Source organism: Plantactinospora sp. CNZ321, assembly GCF_004217235.1.
The window spans coordinates 7,354,895-7,378,298 of record NZ_SHKQ01000001.1 but is presented as its reverse complement, the minus strand read 5'-3'; the positions used below and the strand labels follow the sequence as shown (position 1 = coordinate 7,378,298).

At 71.6% G+C, this 23,404-nt stretch carries 17 protein-coding genes and 1 tRNA gene; 10 read left to right on the top strand and 8 right to left on the bottom strand.

All coding sequences use genetic code 11. The annotated features are described in order from the left end of the window. Positions 1-20: 20 nt before the first annotated feature. Positions 21-1,370, bottom strand: a complete 1,350-nt coding sequence (locus EV371_RS32070; RefSeq protein WP_130465356.1) for an extracellular solute-binding protein — start codon at positions 1,368-1,370, stop codon at positions 21-23. Positions 1,371-1,388: 18 nt separating this feature from the next. Next, entirely contained in the window at positions 1,389-2,555 is a 1,167-nt protein-coding gene (locus tag EV371_RS32065) for a LacI family DNA-binding transcriptional regulator (RefSeq protein WP_130465355.1), read from the bottom strand. Positions 2,556-2,797: 242 nt separating this feature from the next. Between EV371_RS32065 and EV371_RS32060 the strand changes: the two genes are divergently transcribed. The 7 genes from EV371_RS32060 (at position 2,798) to EV371_RS32030 (ending at position 13,267) form a co-directional block, all read left to right on the top strand. Further along, positions 2,798-4,126: a Gfo/Idh/MocA family protein gene (locus tag EV371_RS32060; protein WP_130465354.1), complete on the top strand. Its 1,329-nt coding sequence runs from the start codon at positions 2,798-2,800 to the stop codon at positions 4,124-4,126. Between the two features lie 85 nt (positions 4,127-4,211). Then, on the top strand, positions 4,212-5,648 hold the full coding sequence (gene uxaC, locus EV371_RS32055) for a glucuronate isomerase (RefSeq protein ID WP_130465353.1): 1,437 nt from the start codon (positions 4,212-4,214) through the stop codon (positions 5,646-5,648). Between the two features lie 189 nt (positions 5,649-5,837). Continuing rightward, entirely contained in the window at positions 5,838-7,148 is a 1,311-nt protein-coding gene (locus EV371_RS32050; RefSeq protein WP_130465352.1) for an enolase C-terminal domain-like protein, read from the top strand. After that, entirely contained in the window at positions 7,139-8,644 is a 1,506-nt protein-coding gene (locus tag EV371_RS32045; protein ID WP_130465351.1) for a mannitol dehydrogenase family protein, read from the top strand. Before EV371_RS32050 ends, EV371_RS32045 begins: the two co-directional genes overlap by 10 nt. Continuing rightward, positions 8,641-9,870 carry a Gfo/Idh/MocA family protein gene (locus tag EV371_RS32040; RefSeq protein WP_130465350.1) on the top strand — a complete coding sequence of 410 codons (1,230 nt, stop codon included), beginning with the start codon at positions 8,641-8,643 and terminating at the stop codon, positions 9,868-9,870. The genes EV371_RS32045 and EV371_RS32040 overlap by 4 nt, the downstream gene beginning before the upstream one ends. A gap of 286 nt (positions 9,871-10,156) precedes the next feature. Beyond that, a complete protein-coding gene (locus EV371_RS32035) occupies positions 10,157-11,518 on the top strand; it encodes a pectate lyase family protein (protein WP_130465349.1) in 1,362 nt (453 codons plus the stop codon). Positions 11,519-11,680: 162 nt separating this feature from the next. Then, positions 11,681-13,267: a pectate lyase family protein gene (locus EV371_RS32030; protein WP_349338904.1), complete on the top strand. Its 1,587-nt coding sequence runs from the start codon at positions 11,681-11,683 to the stop codon at positions 13,265-13,267. Positions 13,268-13,408: 141 nt separating this feature from the next. Here the strand turns inward: EV371_RS32030 and EV371_RS32025 are convergent, their stop codons facing one another. Beyond that, complete coding sequence (locus EV371_RS32025; RefSeq protein WP_130465348.1) at positions 13,409-14,752, bottom strand: family 16 glycosylhydrolase; 1,344 nt, start codon at positions 14,750-14,752, stop codon at positions 13,409-13,411. Between the two features lie 203 nt (positions 14,753-14,955). Beyond that, a complete protein-coding gene (locus EV371_RS32020) occupies positions 14,956-16,047 on the bottom strand; it encodes a sn-glycerol-3-phosphate ABC transporter ATP-binding protein UgpC (protein WP_130465347.1) in 1,092 nt (363 codons plus the stop codon). Between the two features lie 320 nt (positions 16,048-16,367). Between EV371_RS32020 and EV371_RS32015 the strand changes: the two genes are divergently transcribed. After that, positions 16,368-16,444 (top strand) — tRNA-Thr (locus EV371_RS32015). Between the two features lie 51 nt (positions 16,445-16,495). Here the strand turns inward: EV371_RS32015 and EV371_RS32010 are convergent. Together EV371_RS32010 and EV371_RS32005 are read right to left on the bottom strand one after the other, a co-directional pair. Next, the gene (locus EV371_RS32010) at positions 16,496-17,212 is read right to left on the bottom strand and encodes a hypothetical protein (protein WP_165436889.1); all 717 of its coding nucleotides are present in this window, start codon (positions 17,210-17,212) and stop codon (positions 16,496-16,498) included. Positions 17,213-17,246: 34 nt separating this feature from the next. Next, complete coding sequence (locus tag EV371_RS32005; protein WP_130465346.1) at positions 17,247-17,555, bottom strand: hypothetical protein; 309 nt, start codon at positions 17,553-17,555, stop codon at positions 17,247-17,249. Positions 17,556-17,888: 333 nt separating this feature from the next. Here EV371_RS32005 and lhgO point away from each other — a divergent pair, with 333 nt between their 5' ends. Continuing rightward, positions 17,889-19,079, top strand: coding sequence for an L-2-hydroxyglutarate oxidase (gene lhgO, locus EV371_RS32000; RefSeq protein WP_130465345.1), 1,191 nt, complete (start codon positions 17,889-17,891; stop codon positions 19,077-19,079). 100 nt (positions 19,080-19,179) lie between these two features. On the opposite strand, the gene EV371_RS31995 is transcribed toward lhgO, so the two are convergent. Together EV371_RS31995 and EV371_RS31990 are read right to left on the bottom strand one after the other, a co-directional pair. Next, positions 19,180-20,661: an FAD-dependent oxidoreductase gene (locus EV371_RS31995; protein WP_130465344.1), complete on the bottom strand. Its 1,482-nt coding sequence runs from the start codon at positions 20,659-20,661 to the stop codon at positions 19,180-19,182. Beyond that, complete coding sequence (locus EV371_RS31990; protein WP_130465343.1) at positions 20,661-21,164, bottom strand: MSMEG_6728 family protein; 504 nt, start codon at positions 21,162-21,164, stop codon at positions 20,661-20,663. Before EV371_RS31990 ends, EV371_RS31995 begins: the two co-directional genes overlap by 1 nt. A gap of 115 nt (positions 21,165-21,279) precedes the next feature. Between EV371_RS31990 and EV371_RS31985 the strand changes: the two genes are divergently transcribed. Further along, on the top strand, positions 21,280-23,346 hold the full coding sequence (locus EV371_RS31985; protein ID WP_130465342.1) for an NAD-binding protein: 2,067 nt from the start codon (positions 21,280-21,282) through the stop codon (positions 23,344-23,346). The last annotated feature ends 58 nt before the right edge of the window (positions 23,347-23,404 follow it).

Below are 23,404 nucleotides of genomic sequence, written 5' to 3'. Positions count from 1 at the left end.
CCACCCCTGGCCTCGGGCGGTCAGCCGGCGAGCGCCGCCTGGGCCTCGGCGAAGAACTGCTTCGCGGCGTCCTCGGGGGTGGCGCGACCGTAGGTCACGCTCTCCGCGATGTCACGCAGCTTGTTGCGCAGCCCGCTGTGCCCCTTCGGCGGCGGCGTGGGCGCCGGGCCGAACTTGGGGGCGAGGGCGTTCTCGAATTCCACCGTCGTCTTCATCGCCGGGTCGGTCAGGCCCGCCGCGACGGAGGTCCGGGTGTCCATGTTCGACGGCAGGCCGCGGTCGACACCGAAAATCTTCGCCACCTCCGGGTCGTTGACCAGGAAGTTGATCAGGTCGGCCACCGCCTCCGGGTGCTTGGTGCTGCGCGACCCGGCCCAGTACAGCGAGGCACGCGCCCACTGACCCTTCGGGTCGCCGGGGTACGCGACCATGCCGAGCTCGTTCTTGGTGGCCTTCTGCAACTCGCCGAGCTGGTTGGACCACATGAACGAGGTGGCGGCCTTGCCGGTCACCACGAGCTGGGTGGCGACGCTGCCGGTGACCGCCTCGTGCACGACGTCGGCCGGCGGGGTGGCGTTCTTGGCCCGGGCACCCTGCCAGAGCCGGAACCAGGCGGCGAGGTCGGCCTCGGTGAACGCCAGCTTGTTGCCGTCGTAGAACTCCTTGCCCTGGGCCCGCAGCCACAGCCACAGCGCCTTGTAGTCGGAGCTGGTGTCCATGGTGCCCCAGTACTTGCCACCGCCCTTGGCGGTCACCTGGGATGCCCAGTCGAAGAGCTGCTCGTAGCTCCAGCCCTCTTGGGGCTCGCCGACGCCGAGCTCCTTGAGCTTGGTCTTGTCGTAGATCATGGCCGGCGTGTTCTCGCCGGTCGCGATCGCCACCTGCTTGCCGTCGAGCTGGCCGTACCTGGTCAGCCCCTCGGCGTGCTTGGACAGGTCGATCCTGTTGTCCTTGACGTACGGCGTCAGGTCGAGGGTGACGTTGCGGCTCGCGTACTCCGCCAGCCCGTTGTCGTCGATCTGGAAGACGTCCGGGGCGTTGCCACCGGCGGAGATGGTGGCGAGCTTGTCGTAGTAGCCGTCGAAGGCCTGCCAGACGGGCTTGATGGTGACGTTCGGATTCTTCTGCGTGTAGAGGTCGAGTGCCTTCTGGGTCATCTCGGCCCGGGCCTCACCGCCCCACCAGAAGAACTCGATGCTGACCGGGCCGCCCGGCTCCTTCGCCTCGTCGTCGCCGCAGGCGGCCGCGCCGAGGACGAGGGGCACGGCGACCATGGCGGCCGTGAGGCGGCGCAGCAGGTCCCGGCGATGCAGGCTGCGGTGACCAGGCGCGGTGGACGCGTCTGCTGTCGGGGGTGTGCGGGGGTGCATTGTGTTCACTCCTTGGCGTTAGGAGGCGACACTTTCGGGGGTGGCCGCGGTCGTCGCGCCGCCCGGGTCCGGATGGCCGTGCGGACCCGGGCGAGCGGGAGATGCCGCGCCCGGACGGTCGGCTGGTGCCGCCGCCCCGGGCCGGTCGGCCGAAGCCGCCGGACCGACACCCGTCGAGTCGCGGATGACCAACTCGGTCTGCAGGCTTACCTGTGCGGTGGTGCGACGGTCGTCGGTGGTGCTGGCCCGCCCGCCGCCGCGCCCGGCGCGTGCGGAGGCGGAACCGTCGTGTTGCAGGAGCATGTCGACGGCCGTCCGGCCGGCGGCCGCGGCTGGCGTGGCCACCGTCGTCAATTTGGGTCGGGTGAGTCGGCTCAGCGCGATGTCGTCGATGCCGACGACGCTGATGTCCCGGGGCACCCGTAGCCCGAGCGAGTCAAGCCCTTCCATCAGGCCGATCGCCATGAGGTCGTTGTAGGCGAGCACGGCGGTGGCGCCGGTCCGGCGTACCTGTTCCGCCATGGCGAGGCCGCCGCCCTCGGTGGGCGGGTTGGGCCCGAGCACGGTCAGCGAGGCGTCCGCGGCCCGGGCGGCGGCGGTGGCCACCCGGCGGATCTCCCGGTTGGTCCACGAGCCGCGTGGGCCGCCGAGCAGCGCGAGTGCGCGGTGCCCGAGGCCGGTCAGGTGTTCGACGGCGAGCCGGGCGCCCTGGCCGACGTCCATCACCACCGCCGGCAGGCCGGTGACCTGGCGGTTGATCACGACCAGCGGTACCTCGCGGCTGAGCTGCTCGATCAGGCTGTTGCTCATCCGTGGGCTGCACAGCAGCACGCCGTCGACCTGCTTGGCCAGGGCGTGCACCAGGTCCTCCTCGGCCGCCGGGTCCTCGTTGGTGTCGGCGATGAAGATGTGGTAGTCGCGCTGCCGGGCCTGGCTCTCCGCCGCCTTGATCAGTGGCGGGAAGAACGGGTTGGCGATGTCGGCGATGATCAGGCCGATGTTGTGGGTGCGGCCGGTGATGAGCGCTCGGGCGGCCCGGTTGGGCCGGTAGCCGAGGTCCTCGGCGCAGGCCAACACCCGGTTGCGGGTCTCCGGGTTGACCAGGTGCGGAGCCGAGAACGTCCGCGAGACGGTGGAGATGTGCACTCCGGAGGCCCGCGCGACGTCGCGAATGGTGGCTGGCACGCGAGTCCTCTCTGTGGCTGCCGATGTGTCTACCGTCACTGCGGTCCGCCAATTAATGCAAACGGTTGCTCAGGTGTCAACGGGACTCGGTCACGGCTTTGTTGCGTTACGCAGCGAGGGAGGCACTCCAATAGTTATAAATACGGATAAAGGACACAGCATTGTCGGCGGGCGTTGACGGCCGCCCCGCTGGCATGGTTACTTCTCCTGCAAACCTTTGCAGCCATCGGAGGCGAGCTGGGATGTCGGTAACCCCGGGAAGGCAGCGTTTCGCCCTGGTCGGTACGGGCGCGCGCGCCGAGATGTTCGTCCGGGCCCTGGTGCTGGACCACCCGAACACGGCCGAACTCGTCGCCTTCGCCGACGTCAACCCGGCCCGGATGAACGCGCACAACGGCTGGCTCGCCGAACTCGACTTCGACCCGGTGCCGACGTACCTGGCCAGCGAATTCTCCTCGATGCTGGAGAAGGAACGGGTCGACGTGGTCCTGGTGACCAGTGTGGACCGTACGCACGACGACTACATCGTCGCGGCGTTGCGGGCCGGCTGCGACGTGATCACCGAGAAGCCGATGACCACCGACGTGCCCCGGTGCGAGCGGATCCTGCGGGCTGTCGAGGAAACCGGCCAGAAAGTTTCGGTCGCCTTCAACTACCGCTACAACCCGTTGCACGAGAAGGTTCGGGAGGTGCTCGCCGAGGGCGCCATCGGCGAGATCGGCTCCGTGCACTTCGAGTGGCTGCTCGACGTACGCCACGGTGCCGACTACTTCCGGCGTTGGCACCGGGACAAGGCCAACTCCGGCGGCCTGATGGTGCACAAGGCGAGCCACCACTTCGACCTGGTCAACTGGTGGCTGGACGCCAAGCCGGTCCAGGTGTACGCCGCCGGACGGCTCTTCTTCTACGGCGACGCGGCCGGCCGGCGGCACGGCTACGCCCGCCGGTACGACCGGGCACACGGCTCGGCGGCCGCCGCCGACGATCCGTTCGCGCTGCACCTGGCCGACCACCCGAGGCTGCGGGCGCTCTACCTGGAGGCGGAGGCCGAGGACGGCTACCACCGCGACCAGAACGTCTTCGCCCCCGGGGTCACCATCGAGGACGACATGGCGGTGCTGGCGCAGTACGACAGTGGTGCCACGATGACCTATCACCTGACCGCGTACGCACCCTGGGAGGGTTACCGGGTGATGTTCAACGGCAGCCGGGGGCGGCTCGAACTGGAGGTGGTGGAGAGCGACTTCGTCAGCCCGCAGGCGGCCGGCGAGCTGAAGGGCGCCGCGCTGCACGGGGTACAGGCGGCCGTGGAGGAGGGCTGGGCGAAGATCACCCTGCGGCCGTTCTGGGAGCAGCCCCGGGAGGTACCGGTCTCCGGCTACACCCGCACCGGACACGGCGGCGCGGACGCCCGGATGACCGCGGTGCTCTTCGGCGGCCACACCGACCCGATGGACCGGGCCGCCACCGCCCGGGACGGCGCACTCGCCCTGCTCACCGGCCTGGCCGCGAACCGATCCTTCGAAACCGGGCAGCCGGTCCGCGTCACCGACCTGCTCACCATCCCCTGACCCGGCTGTAGGGAAGGGGCCCTTCTACAACAGAGAACGATAAGAAGGGGCCTTCCCTACCGCTCTGACCGCGAGGAGTTCGCCAGTGTCCGCGTCGTCCGATCGGCCTGATCTGCTATTTCCGTCCGAGCCCAGCCAACGCTCGATCGCCCGCGAGCTGTACGCGCTGGTCCGGGACCGGCCGCTGATCTCGCCGCACGGGCACGTGGACCCGGGCATCCTCGCCGACGACGTCGCCTTCCCGGACCCGGCGCGGCTGATCATCGTGCCGGACCACTACCTGACCCGGATGCTGCTCAGCCAGGGGGTCCCCCCGGCCGAGCTGGGCGTACCGGCGGTGGACGGCGGGCCGGTCGAGACGGACGGGCGGACCATCTGGCGGCGCTTCGCGGCGCACTGGCACCTGTTCCGGGGCACCCCGAGCCGGCTCTGGCTGGAGGAGACCTTCCGGAAGGTCTTCGGGATCGAGACCCGGCTCTCGACGGAGACCGCCGACGAGATTTACGACGCGATCGCGGCGCAGCTCGACCAGCCGGAGTTCCGGCCCCGGGCGCTCTTCGAACGCTTCAACATCGAGGTGCTGGCCACCACCGAGTCGCCCCTGGACGACCTGGGCCGGCACGCCAAGCTCGCCGCGGACGGCTGGGGCGGGCCCGGTGGACGGGTGGTCACCACCTTCCGGCCGGACAACGTCGTGGACATGGAGTTCGACGGCTGGGCCGCCAACGTCGCCCGGCTCGGCGACATCACCGGCGAGGACACCGGCCGGTACCCCGGGTACCTCGCCGCGCTGCGCAGCCGCCGCCAGGCGTTCATCGCCGCCGGAGCCACCTCCACCGACCACGGCCACCCGACCGCGCTGACCCTGCGGCTGGGCGAGGCCGAGGCGAGCACCCTCTACCAGCGCGGCCTGCGCGGCGAGGCCACCACCGAGGACGCCGAGGCGTTCCGGGCGCACATGCTTGTGGAGTTCGCCCGGATGTCCATCGAGGACGGTCTGGTGATGCAGCTGCACCCCGGCTCGGTACGCAACCACAACCGCTGGCTCTACGCCAAGCACGGCCGGGACGTCGGCGGCGACATTCCGCAGGCCACCGAGTACCTGCACGCGCTCACCCCGCTGCTGGACGCGTACGGCAACGATCCCCGGCTGCGGGTCGTCGTCTACACCCTGGACGAGTACACCTTCACCCGGGAGCTGGCCCCGCTGGCCGGCGGCTACCCGGCGCTCTACCTCGGCGCACCCTGGTGGTTCCTGGACTCACCCGAGGTGCTGCGCCGGTTCCGGGAGGCCGTCACCGAGACCGCCGGCTTCTACAACACCGCCGGATTCGTCGACGACACCCGGGCGTTCTGCTCGATCCCGGTCCGCCACGACGTGGCCCGGCGGATCGACGCCGGCTTCCTGGCCCGGCTCGTCGCCGAGCACCGGCTGCCACTGGACGAGGCGGCCGAGACCATCGTCGACCTCGCCTACCACCTGCCCAAGAAGGTCTTCAAGCTCGACAGTCCAGACCGGTGAGCGCGAGGAATGAGCGAGCGCAGCGAGTGAGTCCCGCAGTCGGGAACGAAAGGCAAGCCGGTGAGGGCGAGGAATGAGCGAGCGCAGCGAGTGAGTCCCGCAGTCGGGAACGAAAGGCAAGCCGGTGAGGGCGAGGAATGAGCGAGCGCAGCGAGTGAGTCCCGCAGTCGGGAACGAAAGGCAAGCACAGTGACGGTTACCATCACCGGTGTCGACGTGCACGACGTGCGGTTTCCGACGGCGGCGGCCGGGGACGGCTCGGACGCGATCAACCGGGGCGACTACTCGGCCAGCTACGTCGAGTTGCGCACCGACGCGCCGGACGGGACCTTCGGGGCCGGGTTCACCTTCACCAACGGCCGGGGCAACGAGCTGACCTGCGCCGCCATCCGGGCGTTGGCCCACCACGTGGTCGGCCGGACCATGACGGAGATCGTCGCGAATCCGGTGGCGTTCTGGCGGTCGCTCACCGCCGACGTGCAGCTGCGCTGGCTGGGGCCGGAGAAGGGCGTCATCCACATGGCGACCGGTGCCCTGGTCAACGCGGTCTGGGACCTGCGGGCCAAGCTGGAGGGCAAGCCGCTGTGGCGGCTGCTCGCCGAGATGCCGAGCGAGGAACTGGTCCGTAACGTCGACTTCCACCACATCGTCGACGCGATCAACCCGGCCGAGGCGGTCGCCATCCTGGAGAAGGGGCAGGTCGGCCTCCCGGACCGGCTCGCCGAGCTGGCCCGGGACGGGTTCCCGTCCTACACCACCTCGGTCGGCTGGCTCGGCTATCCGGACGACAAGGTCCGGGCGCTGACCCGTGAGGCGTACGCGCAGGGGTGGCGGGCGATGAAGATGAAGGTCGGCGGCCCGGTCGACGACGACGTTCGCCGGGCGCGGATCATCCGCGAGGAGATCGGCCCGGACGCGCTGCTGATGATGGACGCCAACCAGGTCTGGGACGTCGACGAGGCGATCGCCAACATGTCCCGGCTGGTGGAGTTCGACCCGTACTGGATCGAGGAGCCGACACACGCCGACGACGTACTCGGGCACGCCCGGATCGCCGAGGCGGTGACCGGGCTCTCCGGCGGGCGCTGCCGGGTCGCCACCGGCGAGGTGGCGGCGAACCGGGTCATCTTCAAGCAGCTCATGCAGGCCGAGGCGATCCGGGTCTGCCAGATCGACGCCTGCCGGATCGGCGGGGTCAACGAGGTGCTCTCGGTGATGCTGATGGCGGCGAAGTTCGGCGTGCCGATCTGCCCGCACGCCGGCGGCGTGGGCCTCTGCGAGTACGTCCAGCACCTGGCGATCTTCGACTACCTGCGGGTCGGCACCTCGCTGGACGGCCGGATGGTCGAGTACGTCGACCACCTGCACGAGCACTTCGTCGACCCGGTACGCACCCGAGGGGGCCGCTACCTGTTGCCGGAGCAGCCCGGTTACAGCTCCACGATGAAGCCGTCGTCGGTTGCCGAGTACTCCTTCCCGGGTGGCCCGGTATGGGCGTGACCGTCGGCGCCTCGCGGCTGGGCCTCGGCGCGCTGCGCCGACTGCCGTCCTCGTGCCGGCCGCTGATCCGGCCCGGTGCCGTACCGGCCGGGATCGTGCACCTCGGGCTGGGCGCGTTCCACCGGGCCCACCAGGCGGTCTACACCGAGGAGGCGGTGGCGGCGGCCGGTGGCGACTGGGGCATCGTCGGGGTGGCACCGCGCAGCACCGAGATCGTGACCACGCTCGCCGCCCAGGACTGCCTGTTCAGCGTCACCAGCACCTCCGGGGCGGGCAACCAGACCCGGGTGGTGGGGGCGCTCACCGAGGTCCGGCACGCGGCCAGCGACCCGGCGGCGATCGTCGCGCTGCTGGCCGACCCGGCGATCCGGGTGGTCACGCTCACGGTGACCGAGAAGGCGTACCAGCTCGACCCGGCGACCGGTCGGCTCCGGCCGGACGAGGCGATGCTGGCCGACCTGACCACCGACCGGCCGCCGCAGACCGTGCCGGGTCTGCTGGTCCAGGGCCTGCTCGCCCGGGCGGTCGCCGACGCCGGGCCGATCGCGCTGGTCAGCTGCGACAATCTGCCGTCCAACGGGGAGCGGCTGCACAGCCTGGTCGGCCAGGCGCTCGACGTGGTCGGCGACGTCGCGGGCGGCCGCTCCGAGCGGATCGCCGGCTGGCTGCGCGACAACGTCACCTTCCCCGGCACGATGGTGGACCGGATCGTGCCGGCGAGCACCCCGCAGACCCTGGCCGACGCGCAGGCGGCGCTCGGGGTCAGCGATCTGGCGGCGGTGGCCGCCGAGCCGTACCGGCAGTGGGTGATCGAGGACCGGTTCCCGGGCGGGCGACCGGCCTGGGAGCGGGCCGGTGCGGTGCTCACCGACGACGCCGGCCCCTGGGAGCGGCTGAAGCTGCGCGCGCTGAACGGCGTGCACTCGGCAACGGCGTACCTCGGCGCGCTGGCCGGCCGGGAGACCATCGCGGAGGCGCTGGAGATCCCGCACCTGGCCGTGGTGCTGCGCCGGCTGATCGCCGAGGACGTGGCGGCCAGCTTCACCCCGCCGGACGGCGTCTCGGTGGTCGACTACGGCGAGGAGGTGCTGGAGCGGTTCGCCAATCCGGTGCTACGGCACCGCACCATCCAGATCGCGATGGACGGCTCGCAGAAGCTGCCGCAGCGGGTGCTGCACACCATCACGGATCTGCGTGCGGCCGGGGCCCGGCCCCGGTGGGCGGCCCTGGTGGTGGCGGCCTGGATGCGCTTCGCACAGGGCCGGGCCGACGACGGTACGTCGCTGCCGCTGAACGACCCGCTCGCCGACCGGATCCGGGCGGCCCTGGCGGCCGGGCAGGGGACCCCGGCCGGGGTGGTGGCGGCGCTGTTCGGGTTGACCGAGGTCTTCCCGGCGGAACTCGCCGCCGACGACGAGGTACGCGAGCTCGTGGTGGAGTGGCTCACCGCGCTGGACCGGCACGGAGTGGAGAAGACGTTGGCGGGTGTCGCATGAGCGGGGTCGGTGCGCCGCCGAGGGTGGCGCTGGTCGGGGCGAGCGGGCACGGGCTGTGGCACCGCCGGATCATCGCCCCGCTGCACGAGGCCGGGCGGCTGGAGTTGGTCGCCCTGGTCGACGTACGGCCGGTGGAGGCGGAGCCGGACGCGCCGGTCCCGCCCGGGGCGCGGATCTTCACCGACCATCGCCAGATGCTTGCGGCGGTACGCCCGGAGGTGGTGGTGATCTGCACGCCGCCGCACACCCACCTGCCGATCGCGTTGGACGCGATCCGGGCCGGCGCGGACCTGCTGCTGGAGAAGCCGCCGGTGCTCTCGCTGGCCGAGCACCGCACCCTGGCCGGCGCGCTGGCCGAGAACGGCCGGGTGGCGCAGATCGGGTTCCAGGCGCTCGGCTCGGCGGCACTGCGCGAGCTGGTCGCGGCGGTCGCCGAGGGCCGGCTGGGTGGGGTCACCGGAATCTCGACGGTGGCGTGCTGGCAGCGTACCGACGGCTACTACGCCCGTGCTCCGTGGGCCGGTCGGCGCAGCCTGGACGGGCGGCCGGCACTGGACGGCGTACTCGTGAATCCGCTGGCCCACGCGGTGATGCAGTGCCTGGCGGTGGCAGCAGCGGCGGTGGCGGCCGGCGCGGTCGCGCCGTTGGGTGCGGTCGACGGCGCCGCGCCGGCCTGGCCGGTCCAGGTCGAGCTGGAGCGCTACCGGACCCGGCCAATCGAGGTGGACGACACCGCCGCGCTGCGGGTGACCCTCGGCTGCGGCCTGCCGGTGCTGGCGGCCGTGACGCTCGCAGGTGAGGACTTCGTCGCCGGTGAGGTGATCGTGCACGGCACCGCCGGCCGGGCGGTGCTGGAGTACACCGCGGACCGGTTGACGCTCCCGGGTGACCCGGGGCCGCGCGAGGTGCCGGACCGGCTGAACCTGCTGGAGAACCTGTTGGCGCACCGAACCGATCCCGCGGTGCCGCTGATCGCGCCGCTGGCCCGGACGGCGGCGTTCACCGCCCTGGTGCAGGCGATCTCGGCGGCACCGGAACCGGAGCTGGTCTCCGGGGAGCGGGTGGTGGCGTCCGGTGCGGGGTCGGACCGGGTGCTGACCATCCGGGGGGTCAACGCGGCGCTGCGCCGGGCGGCGGCCGAGGGCGTGCTCCTCTCGGAGTTGGGTGTGCCGTGGGCGGTGAAGCCGCACCGGGCGGCGGTGGAGCGGGAGATCGGCGATGCGTGACGGTCGGCTGCGGGAGACTGATGATGCGTGACGGCCGGGCCGGATGCGTCAGAACGGGCGACGGACTGCAAATCTCGGGGACAACCGTCCGATAGAAATCGGACCGAATATCCCTCTACTCGGCATTCGGCCGCCGAGCCAATCATCATTGTCCTCAATTTATGCAACATACCTGCAAACAGAACGCATTGACACTTTTAATCGCGCTTACCTACCGTTCATTTACAAGAGGATTTCGTGACCGTTACGGGATTCGGCCAAACGGTAGACAGACGCGGAGAATGGGATGCGATCGAGCAGGTTGACCGCCGCCGTGGTCGGTAGTCTTCTCGTGGTCTCCGGCGCCCTGGTGGTGGCGCCGGCGGTGGCCAGCGCGCACGGCGGAGACGGACTGTCCTGGGCGGCCCGGCTGCTGGGCCGGCAGGCGCTGCCGGCCGGCGACGGCTGGGCCGCCGCAGGACCCGGCACCACCGGCGGCTCGGCGGCCAGCCCGGACCAGGTGCACGTGGTCCGGACCCGGGCCGAACTGGTCCGGGCCCTCGGTGGCGACAACGCCACGAACAGGAACAACGCGACCCCGAAGATCATCTACGTCAGGGGAGAGATCGACGGCTTCGAGGCGGCCGACGGGCGACCGCTCGACTGCGCCGACCTGGCGGATCCGGAATACTCGCTGGACGCCTACCTGGCGACGTACGATCCGGCGACCTGGGGGCGGGTGCCGCCGTCCGGGCCGCTGGAGCAGGCCCGGATCCGGTCGGTGGCGAACCAGACCCGGCAGACGCAGATCAACGTCGGGCCGAACACCACCATCGTCGGGCTGCGCGGCGCGACACTCGCCGGGCTGACCCTGATGGTGGACACCGCCGACAACGTGATCGTGCGCAACCTGACCTTCGCCGACGCCCGGGACTGCTTCCCGGCATGGTCGCCAACCGACGGCGACGCCGGCAACTGGAACTCCCAGTTCGACCTGATGTCGGTACGGCGCAGCGAGAACGTCTGGGTCGACCACAACACCTTCACCGACGGCGACAACCCGGACAGCGGGCTGCCGGTCTACTTCGGACGGCCGTACATGGTGCACGACGGGTCGCTCGACATCACCCACACCGCCAGCCGGGTGACCGCCTCGTACAACCGGTTCCTGGCCCGGGACAAGGTGATGCTGATCGGCTCGTCGAACACCGTCGGCCCGGACGTCGGCCGGCTCGACGTCACGCTGCACCACAACCTCTTCGACGGCACCATGCAGCGGCTGCCCCGGGTGCGGTTCGGCCAGGTGGACATCTACAACAACGCCTACCGGCTCGGCGGTGACGCGTTCGGTTACGCGATCGGGGTCGGCGTCCAGTCGGCGGTGTACGCCGAGCGCAACCACTTCACCCTCGGCTCCGGCCTGACCGCGGCGGACCTGCTCCACGACTGGGGCGGCACGGTGATCACCGAGCGGGACAACTGGGTACGCGAGGGCCGCGAGCCGGCCCGGCCGGTGAGCCTGCTGGCCGCGTACAACGCCGAGCACGACCCCGACCTGGGCGGCGACGCGGGTTGGACGCCGACCCTGCGGGCCGGGCCGGTGTTGCCCGCCCCGCTCGTACCGCTGCTGGTGCAGGCGCTGGCCGGAGCCGGCCGGCTGCCGGTGTGAACGCTGGCCCGGCCGTCCCGCCGGGCCCAACCCGCGGCGGCGCGGCGCCGCCTTGGAACGCGGTACCCCCACACCACCGCCGTCGCCGCGCCGGCGGCGGCCCACCGTCCCACCACCGCACGCCGCGCGCGCCGCGGCGAGCACGGACAATTGGAGGCAAAGGTGCGGAACCGAAGAACCCGTCGCGGCCTGCTGGTCGCGGCCGGCGCGGGCCTGCTGGCCGTCGCGCTGACCATCGGAGTCATCACCGGCCCGGCCCGGGCAGCCACCCTGTTCTCGGACAACTTCGACGACGGCAACGCCGACGGGTGGTCGAAGTCCGGCGGCGACTGGGCGGTCGCCACCGACGGGTCCCCGGCGTACCGGCAGAGCAACGCGGGCAGCGAGCTGGCCCGGGGCTTCGCCGGGGACACCGGTTGGACGAACTACCAGGTCCAGGCCCGGGTCAAACCGCTGTCGTTCAACGGTTCGAACCGGCTGGTCGCGATCGCCGCCCGGGTGAGCAGCGCGACCCGGATGTACCGGCTGGCGCTGATCAACGCGAACCGGGCCGAGCTACAGGCGGTCAACGGCAGCTCGATCACGGTGATCGGCTCGGCGTCGCTCTCGGTGGGCACGGGCAGCTGGTACACCCTGCGGCTGGTGGTCAACGGCAGCTCGATCCAGGGCTTCGTCAACGGTACGCAGGTCGGTTCGGGCAGCAACTCGGCCCAGACCGCCGGCCGGATCGCCCTGGTGACCGTCTACGCCAGCGCCACCTTCGACGACGTCAGCGTCGACACGGTCGGTTCGCAGCCGACCAACCCGCCGACCGGCCAGCCGACGACCTCACCGCCGACCGGCCAGCCGACGACCCCGCCGCCGACGACCGGTCCGACGCTGCCGCCGCAGACCGGGCTGGTCGGCTGGGCCACCCAGAACGGCGGTACCTCCGGCGGCGGCAACGCCGGTGCCACGACGGTGACCAGCGCATCGGCGCTGACCAGCGCGGTCGGTTCCAGCAGCGCGGCGGTGATCCGGGTCTCCGGCACCATCTCCTGCTCCGGGATGCTCCGGGTCCGCTCCAACAAGACCATCGTCGGCGTCGGGTCGAACGCCACCATCTCCGGCTGTGGCTTCACCATCAACGGTGACCGCAACGTCATCATCCGCAACCTGAACTTCCGCAGCTGGGACGATGACGCGATCAACGTCGAGACCGGGGCCACCAACGTCTGGGTGGACCACAACAGCTTCACCGACGGGTACGACGGTGCCGTCGACATCAAGCGCGGCTCCGACTTCGTGACCGTCTCCTGGAACCGGGTGTACGGGCACGACAAGTCGATGCTGCTCGGACACAGCGACGACAACGCCAGCCAGGACGTCGGGCACCTGCGGGTCAGCTACCACCACAACTGGTTCGACGGCTCCGGGACCCGGCACCCCCGGGTGCGGTTCGGCAACCCGGTGCACGTCTACAACAACTACTACTACGACAACGAGTACGGCGTCGCCTCCACGATGGGCGCCGGGGTGCTGGTCGAGGGGAACTACTTCGAGAACGTCGAAGACCCGACCCTGGTCGGGTACGCCAGCTCCGACCCCGGCGCGATCGTGCAGCGCAACAACTACTTCGTCGGCTCCGGCACCCCGCAGAGCGGTGGCGGGAGCGTGGCGGGGATCCCGTACTCGTACCAGCTCGACAACGCCAGCAGCGTGAAGTCGATCGTGACCGGCGGCGCGGGTACCGGCCGGATCGGTCTGTAGCGGATGGCGGGGCACCCACGGTCGAGTGACCGACCGGAGGTGCCCCGCCGACACCGTGTGCGGCGTGGATGTGATTCCGCCTCCGGCCCGGCGCCGTCGACGACGACGCCGGGCCGGACCCTCACCGCGGGGCGGAGGCGGTCAGGAGGTCCCGGACCGCTGGTACACCCGTACGTAGTCGACCTGGAAGTCCGCCGGCAGTACCGTCGTCGCGTCCGGATCGCCCAGCCAGCCGCCGACCTGGTAGTTCAACCGCAGGTGGTACGGCTTGTTGAACACCTCGTCGAACCAGGTCGTGGTGGTCCGGTCCCGCTGCCACACCAGCACCCCGTCGATGTACCAGCGGAGCACGCCCGGCTCCCACTCCGTGGTGTAGGTGTGGAATCCGTCGCCCGGGTAGCCGGTGGCGAAGGTGTGCCGGTGGTCCTGCTTGATCGGCGTGTAGTCGTAGAAGATCGCCTGGGTGGCGGCCCGGTAGTACTGCGAGCCACCGGGCAGCTCGACGACGTCGATCTCGCCGGTGCCGCCGTCGTCCGGCCGCATCCAGAACGCCGGCCAGAGCCCCTTCGAGTTGGTCGGTCCGTTCGGCGACTTCGCCCGTACCTCGAACCGGCCGTACGTGAACGACGCCTTGCCGCGGTCCGTGGCCAGGTAGCTGGTGGTGTACTGGCGGGTGCCACCACCGCCACAGGTGTACTGCTCCTTCCGGACCCGCATGGTCAGCAGGCCACCCGAGACGAAGACGTTCTCCGGCCGGCTGGTGATGCAGGCCCGGTCGTAGTCCACATAGCTGTTGTTCCGGGCGTTCCATTTGCTGGTGTCCAGGGAGTTGCCGTCGAACTCGTCCCACCAGGCGAGCGTCCACGGCGACCCGGTGTCGTACGTGATCACCAGCCGGGGGCGGATCGCGGTGTTGGCGTGTTCCCGGGACGCCCAGTAGGTGCGGGTGGTCGGCGTCTGCTGGCGCAGCGCGAAGGCGAACGTACCGTTTCCGGGTACGGCCCGCGAGACGTCGAAGCCGTTGTGCCCGGCCACCAGGCTGGGCGTGGACGCCAGCGCGGCGCCGAGCGTCGGCCGGTTGGCCCAGGTGCCGGGGCCGCTCGCGCCGCCGCTGGCCGGATAGGCGGTCACCCCGGCGGTGGCCGCGGTCCAGGTGTAGACCTCGAGCCTGGCGCGGATGTTCGTCGCCGTGCTGGGCAGGCCGCCGACGGTGAAGCCGAGCACCGGCTGACGCTCCCCGTTGGGGTTGCCCTCGCAGCTCTGCGGACAGGAGGCCAGGGTCGTCTTGACGCCGTTGTCACCATCCGCGGTGACCGGCGTGTACGTGGTGTCGGCGTCAGCCTGGACGGTGAGCGTCTGCGCGGCCTGGACGCTGGGTGCTGTGGATGTCGCCTGTGCGGAGCCGACCGGCCCGACGACGGCTGGCGCCATCGCTGCGGTCGTCACTCCGAGGAAGATCGAGAGCCATCCCCGTGTTTTCTGCATCGTGCTCCTCTGTGATCTTCGGACGTCAAGGTCCGGAAGATCGGGAGGCTAGCAGGATATCGATCATGGTGGTGGCCGATCCGAGTCGTGTATACGGGTCGCTGGTCCGCTACTGGGAATGCGACCAGCGGAAACGCCCCGACCAAAAACCCGGGCCGGTCGCTCCGGAGAGCGACCGGCCCGAGGACACCACGGGGGTGCGGTCAGATCCGGCGACCGGTCACGGCGTGGAACGCGTGGTTCCGGCCGGCGCGCGGCTTGACGTAGACGGTGTCGCCCATGTTCGGCATGTTCCGACGGTCGGTACGCACCACGAACCGCTCCGAGCTGCCGTCGATCGCGGCGTGGCCGTAGATGTTCGCGTCCGAGCCCAGGTCCTCGACCAGCTCGACGACGAGGGCGAGGCCGCCCTCGCTCGGCGCGACCAGGTCGCAGTCCTCGGGACGGAAGCCGACGGTCACCTTGCCGTTGCCACCCTCGGCCCTGGCCGCGGCCACCTGCTCCCGGGTCAGCGGGATGGCCAGGTCGGCGAACATCGCCCCGCTATCGGTCAGCGGCACCGTCTTGATGTTCATCGCGGGCGAGCCCATGAAGCCGGCGACGAAGACGTTGGCCGGGGTGTCGTAGAGCTCACGCGGGGTGTCGACCTGCTGGAGCACGCCGTCCAGCATGACCGCCACCCGGTGCCCCATGGTCATCGCCTCGACCTGGTCGTGCGTCACGTAGACGGTGGTGACGCCGAGCTTGGCCTGCAGGGTCGCGATCTGGGTACGGGTCTGCACCCGGAGCTTGGCGTCCAGGTTGGACAGCGGCTCGTCCATCAGGAAGACCTGGGGCTCGCGGACGATCGCCCGGCCCATCGCGACCCGCTGGCGCTGACCACCGGAGAGCGCCTTGGGCTTGCGGCTGAGGTACTCCTCCAGTTGGAGCAGCGCGGCCGCCTCCTTGACCCGCCGGTCGATCTCCGACTTCGAGGTCTTGCGGAGCTTCAGCGCGAACGCCATGTTCTCGTAGACCGTCATGTGCGGGTAGAGCGCGTAGTTCTGGAAGACCATCGCGATGTCGCGGGCCTTCGGCGGCAGGTGGGTGACGTCCCGGGTGTCGATGTAGATCGAGCCGTCGTCGACGTCTTCCAGCCCTGCGAGCATCCGCAGGCTGGTGGACTTGCCGCAGCCGGAGGGACCGACCAGGACGAGGAACTCGCCGTCGCCGATCTCCAGGTCGAGGTGGTCGACCGCTGGGCGCTCGGTACCCGGGTAGATCCGGGTGGCCTTCGAGTAGGTGACCGTAGCCATGGTGCAGCGCTTCCTTTCACCGGCAGGAACGTGCCGGACGATCCGAGTGAAAGTGCGACCGGGGCGTCACCGCACCGGTCCGTGGAGGGCATCCGGGCGGCGCTGGGCAGCCTGGGGTGTCATCCGCGTCACGCCACGGTAAACGGGTTTTTCTCACATGCCAAGGTCGGGGGCTATTCCTGGGACGTATCTGACGAACATTTCGGGCATCCGGGCATGGTCCGCCACCAACCGCATGCGGGGTCGTCGGTGTCGGCTATCGGAATCGGTGCCGTCCATGGTAGGAGCCCATCAGTAGCTATGCTGACCACGAACATCGCGCCCCTGTAGCTCAGTTGGCCAGAGCACTCGCCTTGTAAGCGAGTGGTCGTCGGTTCGAGTCCGACCGGGGGCTCCAACGTGCCGCCTGCCACCGGGAGGATGGCCAGGGTGGGCATGCCGAGGCGGCTCAGGGTGCGGCCCGGTGCCGACGGCCGGAAGCCTGGTCACCAGCCGTCACCGGGCTGAAGAAGAGCCGACCTGGCAGGGCGAGCGTGCTGGCCTGCGGGGTCGGATCGACGACGCAGGCAGCGATCTGCCGTGGCCCCTCCGGGGTCGCTACCGAGAGGGTCAGCAGCGTCGTACCGGTGGGGCAGGTCGGACCGGGCATACCCGGCTCGCCCGACGGGCCGGCGGGACCCTCCGGGCCGGGTGGACCCTCCGGGCCGGGTGGACCCTCCGGGCCGGGTGGACCCTCCGGGCCGGGCTCGCCGGGTGGCCCGGGATCCCCTGCTGGCCCGGGATCCCCTGCTGGCCCGGGATCCCCTGCTGGCCCGGGTTCGCCTGGTGGCCCGGGTTCGCCGGGCGGGCCGGGTTCGCCGTCCCGACCGGGTAGTCCCGGTGGCCCGGGTGGACCCTCCGGCCCGGCCGGACCTTGGGCGGGGCGCAGGTCGGCCGGGTCGACGACGCACTCGCCGCCGAGCTGGCGTACCTGCTGGCAGAGCTGTTCGGCGCCGGAGACGGCGGTCGCCGCCCGGCGCTGCTGCACGGCGGCCTGCTGGTCGAGCCGGGCCCAGGCCCAGCCGGCCGTCGCCGCGACCAGCGCGGTCGCCACGACCACGATGACGAGGCGCCGCCGGATGCGCCGGTCCATCCGCCGGCGGAAAATCTCCGTCTCCTCGGTCATCGTCTCTCCTCGTCGCACCGGAGCTCGTGAGAGGTCAGGCCGGGCCGTTCGAGCGGTAGCGGTGCAGTTCGCGTTCGAGGAGGGCGAGCGCGTCCTCGGCGGCCCGCCGCGCCCGGCGGGCCTCGTCGACGGCCTGTTGCAGTCCCTCCGCCCGCTGCTCGGCGGCATCGGTCCGGCGTGCGGCGTCGTCCGCGCGCTTCTCGGCGCGGTCGATCGCCTCCTGGTACTCCTTGCGATCGGCCCGGTTGGCGTTGAGCAGGTACGCAACGATCATGACGAGCAGCCCTCCGACGCCGACGGCACCGAAGCCGCCGGACGGGACGAGATTTGCCAGTTCGCCCACACGTCAGCTCGCCGGGGTGCCCGGTTCCGCCAGCCGTCCTGTCGCCCGGTCACCGGACGTGGGCTTCCGGGCCGCCGCCACACTCCCCCACCATGGTCGCGCGGGCAATTGCGCATAGGTCAGCATCGAACCTGCCTATTGTGAATAGTTCTATAAGTCTGGGCGATCCAGGTTAGTATCGATATTTGTCGCGACTTACAATTTGCGGAAGAAACAGTCGTGAACCGGACAGTGTCGCACCGGGACACGCCAGGGCCGGTGCGTTCGTGCCGATATACCGGAACCGGAGGGGCGCATACCATCGGCTCCGATGCCACCGGCCGGGGAGCGTGGATGACCAGGTACGTGATCGTGGGCGGCGGGATCGTCGGGCTCGCGGTGGCGCACCGGCTGCGTACCGACCGGCCTCGGGACACGGTCACCGTGCTGGAGAAGGAGTCCGGCTGGGCCGCCCATCAGACCGGCCACAACTCCGGGGTCATCCACGCGGGTGTCTACTACCCGCCGGGCAGTCTCAAGGCGACCCTGTGCCGGGCCGGCAGCGCCTCGATGGTGCGGTTCTGCGCCGAGCAGGAGTTGCCGTACGAGGTCTGCGGCAAGCTGATCGTCGCCGCCGAGGCCGCCGAACTGCCCCGGCTGCACGCCCTGCACGAGCGGGCCGTCGCCAACGGACTGCCGGCCACCCTGCTCAACGCGATCGAGGCAGCCGAACACGAGCCGCACGTCGCCGCCGTCGCCGCGCTGCGGGTCGCCTCGACCGGGATCGTCGACTTCGGCGCGGTCTGCCGGCGGCTCGCCGAACTCCTCGCGGCAAGCGGTGCCGAGCTGCGCCTGAACACCAGGGTCACCGGGATCCGGAACCGGACCGGCGGCCTCGTGGTGAGCACGAGCGCGGGCGAGGTGACCGGCGACGTCCTGGTGAACTGCGCCGGGCTGCACGCCGACCGGATCGCCCGGCTGGCCGGCATCGACCCGCCGGCCCGGATCGTGCCGTTTCGGGGCGAATACCACGAGCTGGTGCTGCAGCGGCGGAAGCTGGTGCGCGGACTGATCTATCCGGTCCCCGACCCGCGGTTCCCGTTCCTCGGCGTACACCTGACCCGCATGATCGACGGCACGGTGCACGCCGGCCCGAACGCGGTGCTCGCCACCGCCCGGGAGGGCTACTCGTGGCGCCGGTTCGACCCGCGCGACGTCCGGGAGCAGGTCGGCTACTCCGGCCTGTGGGCACTGGCCCGCCGGCACTACCGGTACGGGCTGACCGAGGTGATCCGGTCACTGTCCCGGAAACGCTTCGCCGCCAGCCTGGCCCGGTTGGTGCCGGAGCTGACCGAGGCCGACATCGTCCCGGCCGGGGCCGGAGTACGCGCCCAGGCCGTACGCCCGGACGGCGGACTGGTGGACGACTTCCTGATCGTGGAGGCGGCGCGGCAGGTGCACGTGCTCAACGCGCCGTCCCCCGCCGCGACCAGCTCGTTCGAGATCGCCCGGCACATCGTCGACCGGCTCCCCGCCGACCGTTGACTGCCCGCCGGCCGTTGACTGCCTGCCGATCGTTGGCACTACGGCGACCGGTGGCACCACGGCGACCGTCGACACCCCGCCGACCGTTTACTTCGCCGGGTCAGGGCTGCCGGCGGGAGCGGCGGGCCAGCAGGCCGTACCGGGGGATGGTCCGGACCGGTTCGGTGGCGGCACCGGCGCGCCGGAGGATGTGGTTGGCGGCGAGTACTCCGGTCAGGGCGGCCCGCTCCAGCAGCGCGCTGGGCAGCTCGGTGCGGATGCCGTCGCCGGCCAGGTAGAGCCGGTCCGCGTCGGTGAGCACGCCCGGCCGGTCGGCCGAGCAGCCCGGCCGGAACGCCGGGGCCCGCCGCTCGACCCGGCAGCGCAGGTCCCGCACCGGCAGATCGGCGATCTCCGGCCAGAGCCCGGCCAGCTCGGCCAACATCCGCCGGGCCAGCTCCGGCGCGGGCACGCCGTCCGGACAGGCGTACGCGTGCAGTTCCAGCACCGCACCGCGGGTCCGGGCGGCCCAGTGGCGGGCCTGCGACTCCAGCCGGTGGTAGAGGGTCACCGAGTCCAGGGTGGGTTGCCGGGACACCCCGCTGAACACCGCCCGATCCGGTGCCACGTCGCCGGCCAGCCAGTACCGGGCGACCGCGTACGGCGGGCCGGTGCCGAGCCCGGCGACCTGTCCGGCGAGTACGGGCGCCCGGGCGGCCAGCTCCGGCGAGTCGGCCAGCAGCGCGGTCAGGGCCGGCGGGTCCACGGCCAGTACGACGTCGCGGGCCCGGTGGTGTTCCCCGGTGCCGGTCGCGAGCCGCCAGCCGTCGGCGTCGGGCGTTACCGCCGTCACCGGCGCTCCGAGGAGGATCCGGGCACCGTGCCGCCGCAGGTGATCGGCGAGCGGACGCCAGATCGCCGACTCGTAGTCCCGATCCGGTGCGTCGAAGCCGAGCCCTTCCGGGTTACCGAGGAAATAGAAGTGGAAGTTGGCCACCAGTTCGGCGGCGGAGAGTTCGGCCTCGTGGTTGAAGAACGAGTGCGAGAAGACCTCGAAGAGCATCGCCCGGGCCCGGTCCGGCAGCCGCAGCGCGTCGAGCAGCTGCTCGGCACTGCTGCCGTCGAGTTCGGCGTAGGTGCGCCGGGGGTGGTAGGCCAGCAGCGGCAGGGCCGATCGGCCGTCCATCCGGCGCAGGTCACGCAGGCGCAGGCTGGGACTGCGGGCCAGCAGCGCGAGCAGGTTCCACGGCGGCCTCGCCGGCAGCCGGCCGAAGTCCTCGGCCGGCCAGTCGGCGTGCAGCACCGGATAACCGGGTACCGGCCGGAGCAGGGTGAGTGCCGGGTCGATCCGGCGCAGGATCGCGCGCAACTGGTGGTACTGCCGGAAGAAGGCGTGGAATCCGTGGTCGACCGGCGCGACGGTGCCGTCGGCCAGGGTCGCGGCCCGGGTGTCGAGCCGGCCGCCGAGCCGGGGTCGGGCCTCCAGCACGGTGACCCGGACGCCGCGCTCGGCCAGCACGACCGCCGCCGAGATCCCGGCGACGCCGCCACCGACCACCAGGGCGTCGGTCTCCCGCCGTACCCGCTCCGGCGACCGTCGCATCAGGACCGCCCGGCCGGTGCGGGTGGTGGTGGGCGGCAGCCGGGTGGGCGGTCGGAGGAGGGCCAGACGTACGGCACCTCGGGCACCTCGCCGAAGATCGGTCCGTAGTGCACCGGGTCCTTGCGCAGCAGCGCCGAGCGGTGGCTCAGGTGCAGGTCGTCCCGGCCGATCCAGGGTGGTAGCTCACCGGCGGCGGCCAACTCGTCCTGGCGGCGTACGGTGCTCAGGCCGCAGCCGGCGGCGAGGTCGGCGACCAGCGTGCCGGCGCAGGTGTCGGCCCGGCCGGTCGAGACCCACTCGGCGCAGATTTCCAGGCCGTACCGGACCAGCGCCTCCTCGTAGCCGGCCCACATCTTCACCGCCGGGTGGTGGCGCCAGCCGTAGCCGGGGCGGACCAGGCCGCGCAGCACCTGGATCGCCTCGACCCGCTGCTTGCCCAGGCGCAGCTGGTCCAGGCTCCGGGCGGTCTGCCCGAAGTCCGGGTACGGCAGGAAGGTCTGCACCGGAGTGCACTACCCGTGACCGGGCCTTCCATTCTTCGACACGCGGGGTGATTCTCCCGTCTCGTCCCGTTCCGGCCGGCTCCCGCGCACTGATCACAGTGACTACCATCCGGGCATGGCGGATCTCTGGCGGACCCGGGCCCGGCGCGCGTTCGAGACCCGGTTACGGGACGGCCTGCGGACCAACGGGGACCATCGCCCGCACTACGTGGTGTGCGGCCAGGACGCCCTCGCCGTACACCTCGTCACCGAGCTGCTGGGCAACGATCCGCAGGGCAGCGGCATGCGGGTGACCGTCATCGTGCCGTACCGGCGACGGCCGGACGGGCCGGACATCCGGTCGATCCGGGGCGTCCGGGTGATCCAGTCGGACCGGCTCGACGAGGAGACGTTCCGGGCGGCCGGGCTGGTCGGGGCGACCGGTCTGGCGCTGCTGCACCAGGACGACGTGGGCAACATCCACGCGGCGCTCTGCGCCCAGGAGGTCGAGCCGGACCTCCGGGTGGTGCTGCGGATGTTCAACATGAGTCTGGGCAACGGGATCCGGCAACTCTTCCCGAACAGCGCGGTACTCTCCGACGCCTCGATGGCCGCACCCGCGTTCGTCGCGGCGGCGCTCGGCGAGGTCGCACCGACGTACTTCCGGCACGGCGGTCGTACCCTTTTCGTCGCGTCCCGGGCCGAGGTCCGGCCGGAACAGGTGGTCTGCGGCCTGGCCGACACCCGGGATTCGAACCACCCGGTGGTGCTGCCCGCCGATCCGTCGGACGCCGACCTGGTCCTGGCCGAGGCGGTCGGCCAGAACGGGCAGGCCGGAGAGGAGCAGGCGACCCGGCGGCGGCTGTTGCGCACCCGGCGGCTGCTGCGTACCCCGGGGTGGCGGCGGCGCCGCACCGCCGTGCTGCTCCGGGCGATGCGCTCGTTCGCCACCCGAAAGATCGGGATGGCCACCATCGCGGTGCTGATCGTGGTGGTCGTGCTCGGCTTCCTGCTCTCCTCCGCCGAGCACAAGAGCATCGGAGACGCGATCTACCTGACGATGGTGACCACGATCGTCGGTGCCGACCCGGACCTCGACAAGGGCGCGGCGGCCCAGGTCCTGCAGGTCGTGCTGAACCTGGCCGGGCTGGCGCTGATCCCGCTGATCACCGCCGCGGTGGTGGACGGCATCGTCAAGGCCCGGCTGGCGCTGGACGCCGGACTGCTGCCGGGGGAGCGCGACGGGCACGTCGTGGTGGTCGGGCTGGGCAACGTCGGTACCCGGGTGATGTGGCAGCTACACGACCTCGGCATCGAGGTGGTCGCGATCGACAAGGACCCGGATGCCCGGGGTGCGGCGGTCGCCCGGCGGCTGAACATCCCGCTGATCGTCGGGGACGCCGCCCGGGAGGAGACCCTGGACGCCGCCTCGGTCGGCACCGCCCAGGCCCTGGTGGTGGTCTCCACCGACGACGTGACCAACCTCCAGGCGGCGCTGAACGGACGGGCGCTCCGCAGTGACCTACAGGTGGTGCTGCGGCTCTTCGACGGCGACTTCGCGCAGCGGATCCAGAAGACCTTCCGGATCGGCGTCTCCCGCAGCGTCTCCTACCTGGCGGCGCCGTCGTTCTCCGCGGCGCTGCTCAACCGGGCGGTGATCGCGACGATCCCGGTCGCCCGGCACGCGCTGCTGGTCGCGGAGGTGCCGATCGCGGCCGGCGCGGCACTGGCCGGGCAGGAACTGCGGGTGGTCAGCCAGGTGGAGTGGGTCCGGGTGCTCGCGCTGACCGGCGCCGGCCAGCGGCGCGCCGAGTGGTCCCCGCCGCCGGAGCACCAACTCCGGCCCGGGGACGTGGTGACCGTGGTGGTCCGGCGGGCCGGGCTGAACCGGCTGCTCAGGGAGGCGAGTACCCCGCTGCCACCGCCACCGCCACCGCCACCGGAGCCGAGCGGGGGACCGGCGGGCCGACCGGGTGAACCGGCGGGCCGACCGGGTGAACCGGCGGGCCGACCGGGTGAACCGGCGGGCCGACCGGGTGAATCGGCGGCCCGGTCCTCGGACCCGAGCCGGCCGAGCCGGCGGACCGTGCCCCGGCAGGCCGGTCAGCCGGGCCGGGCCGGCACTCGCAGCCAGCCCGGCCGGACGGTTCGGCGGAGCCAGCCGAACCCGCCGCCGGTCCGCCGACCCGAACCCCCGCACTGAGAGCCGGGTTACCGGTCGGCTCGGTGCCGGGTTACCCCGGCCTGGTTGCCGCTCGGCT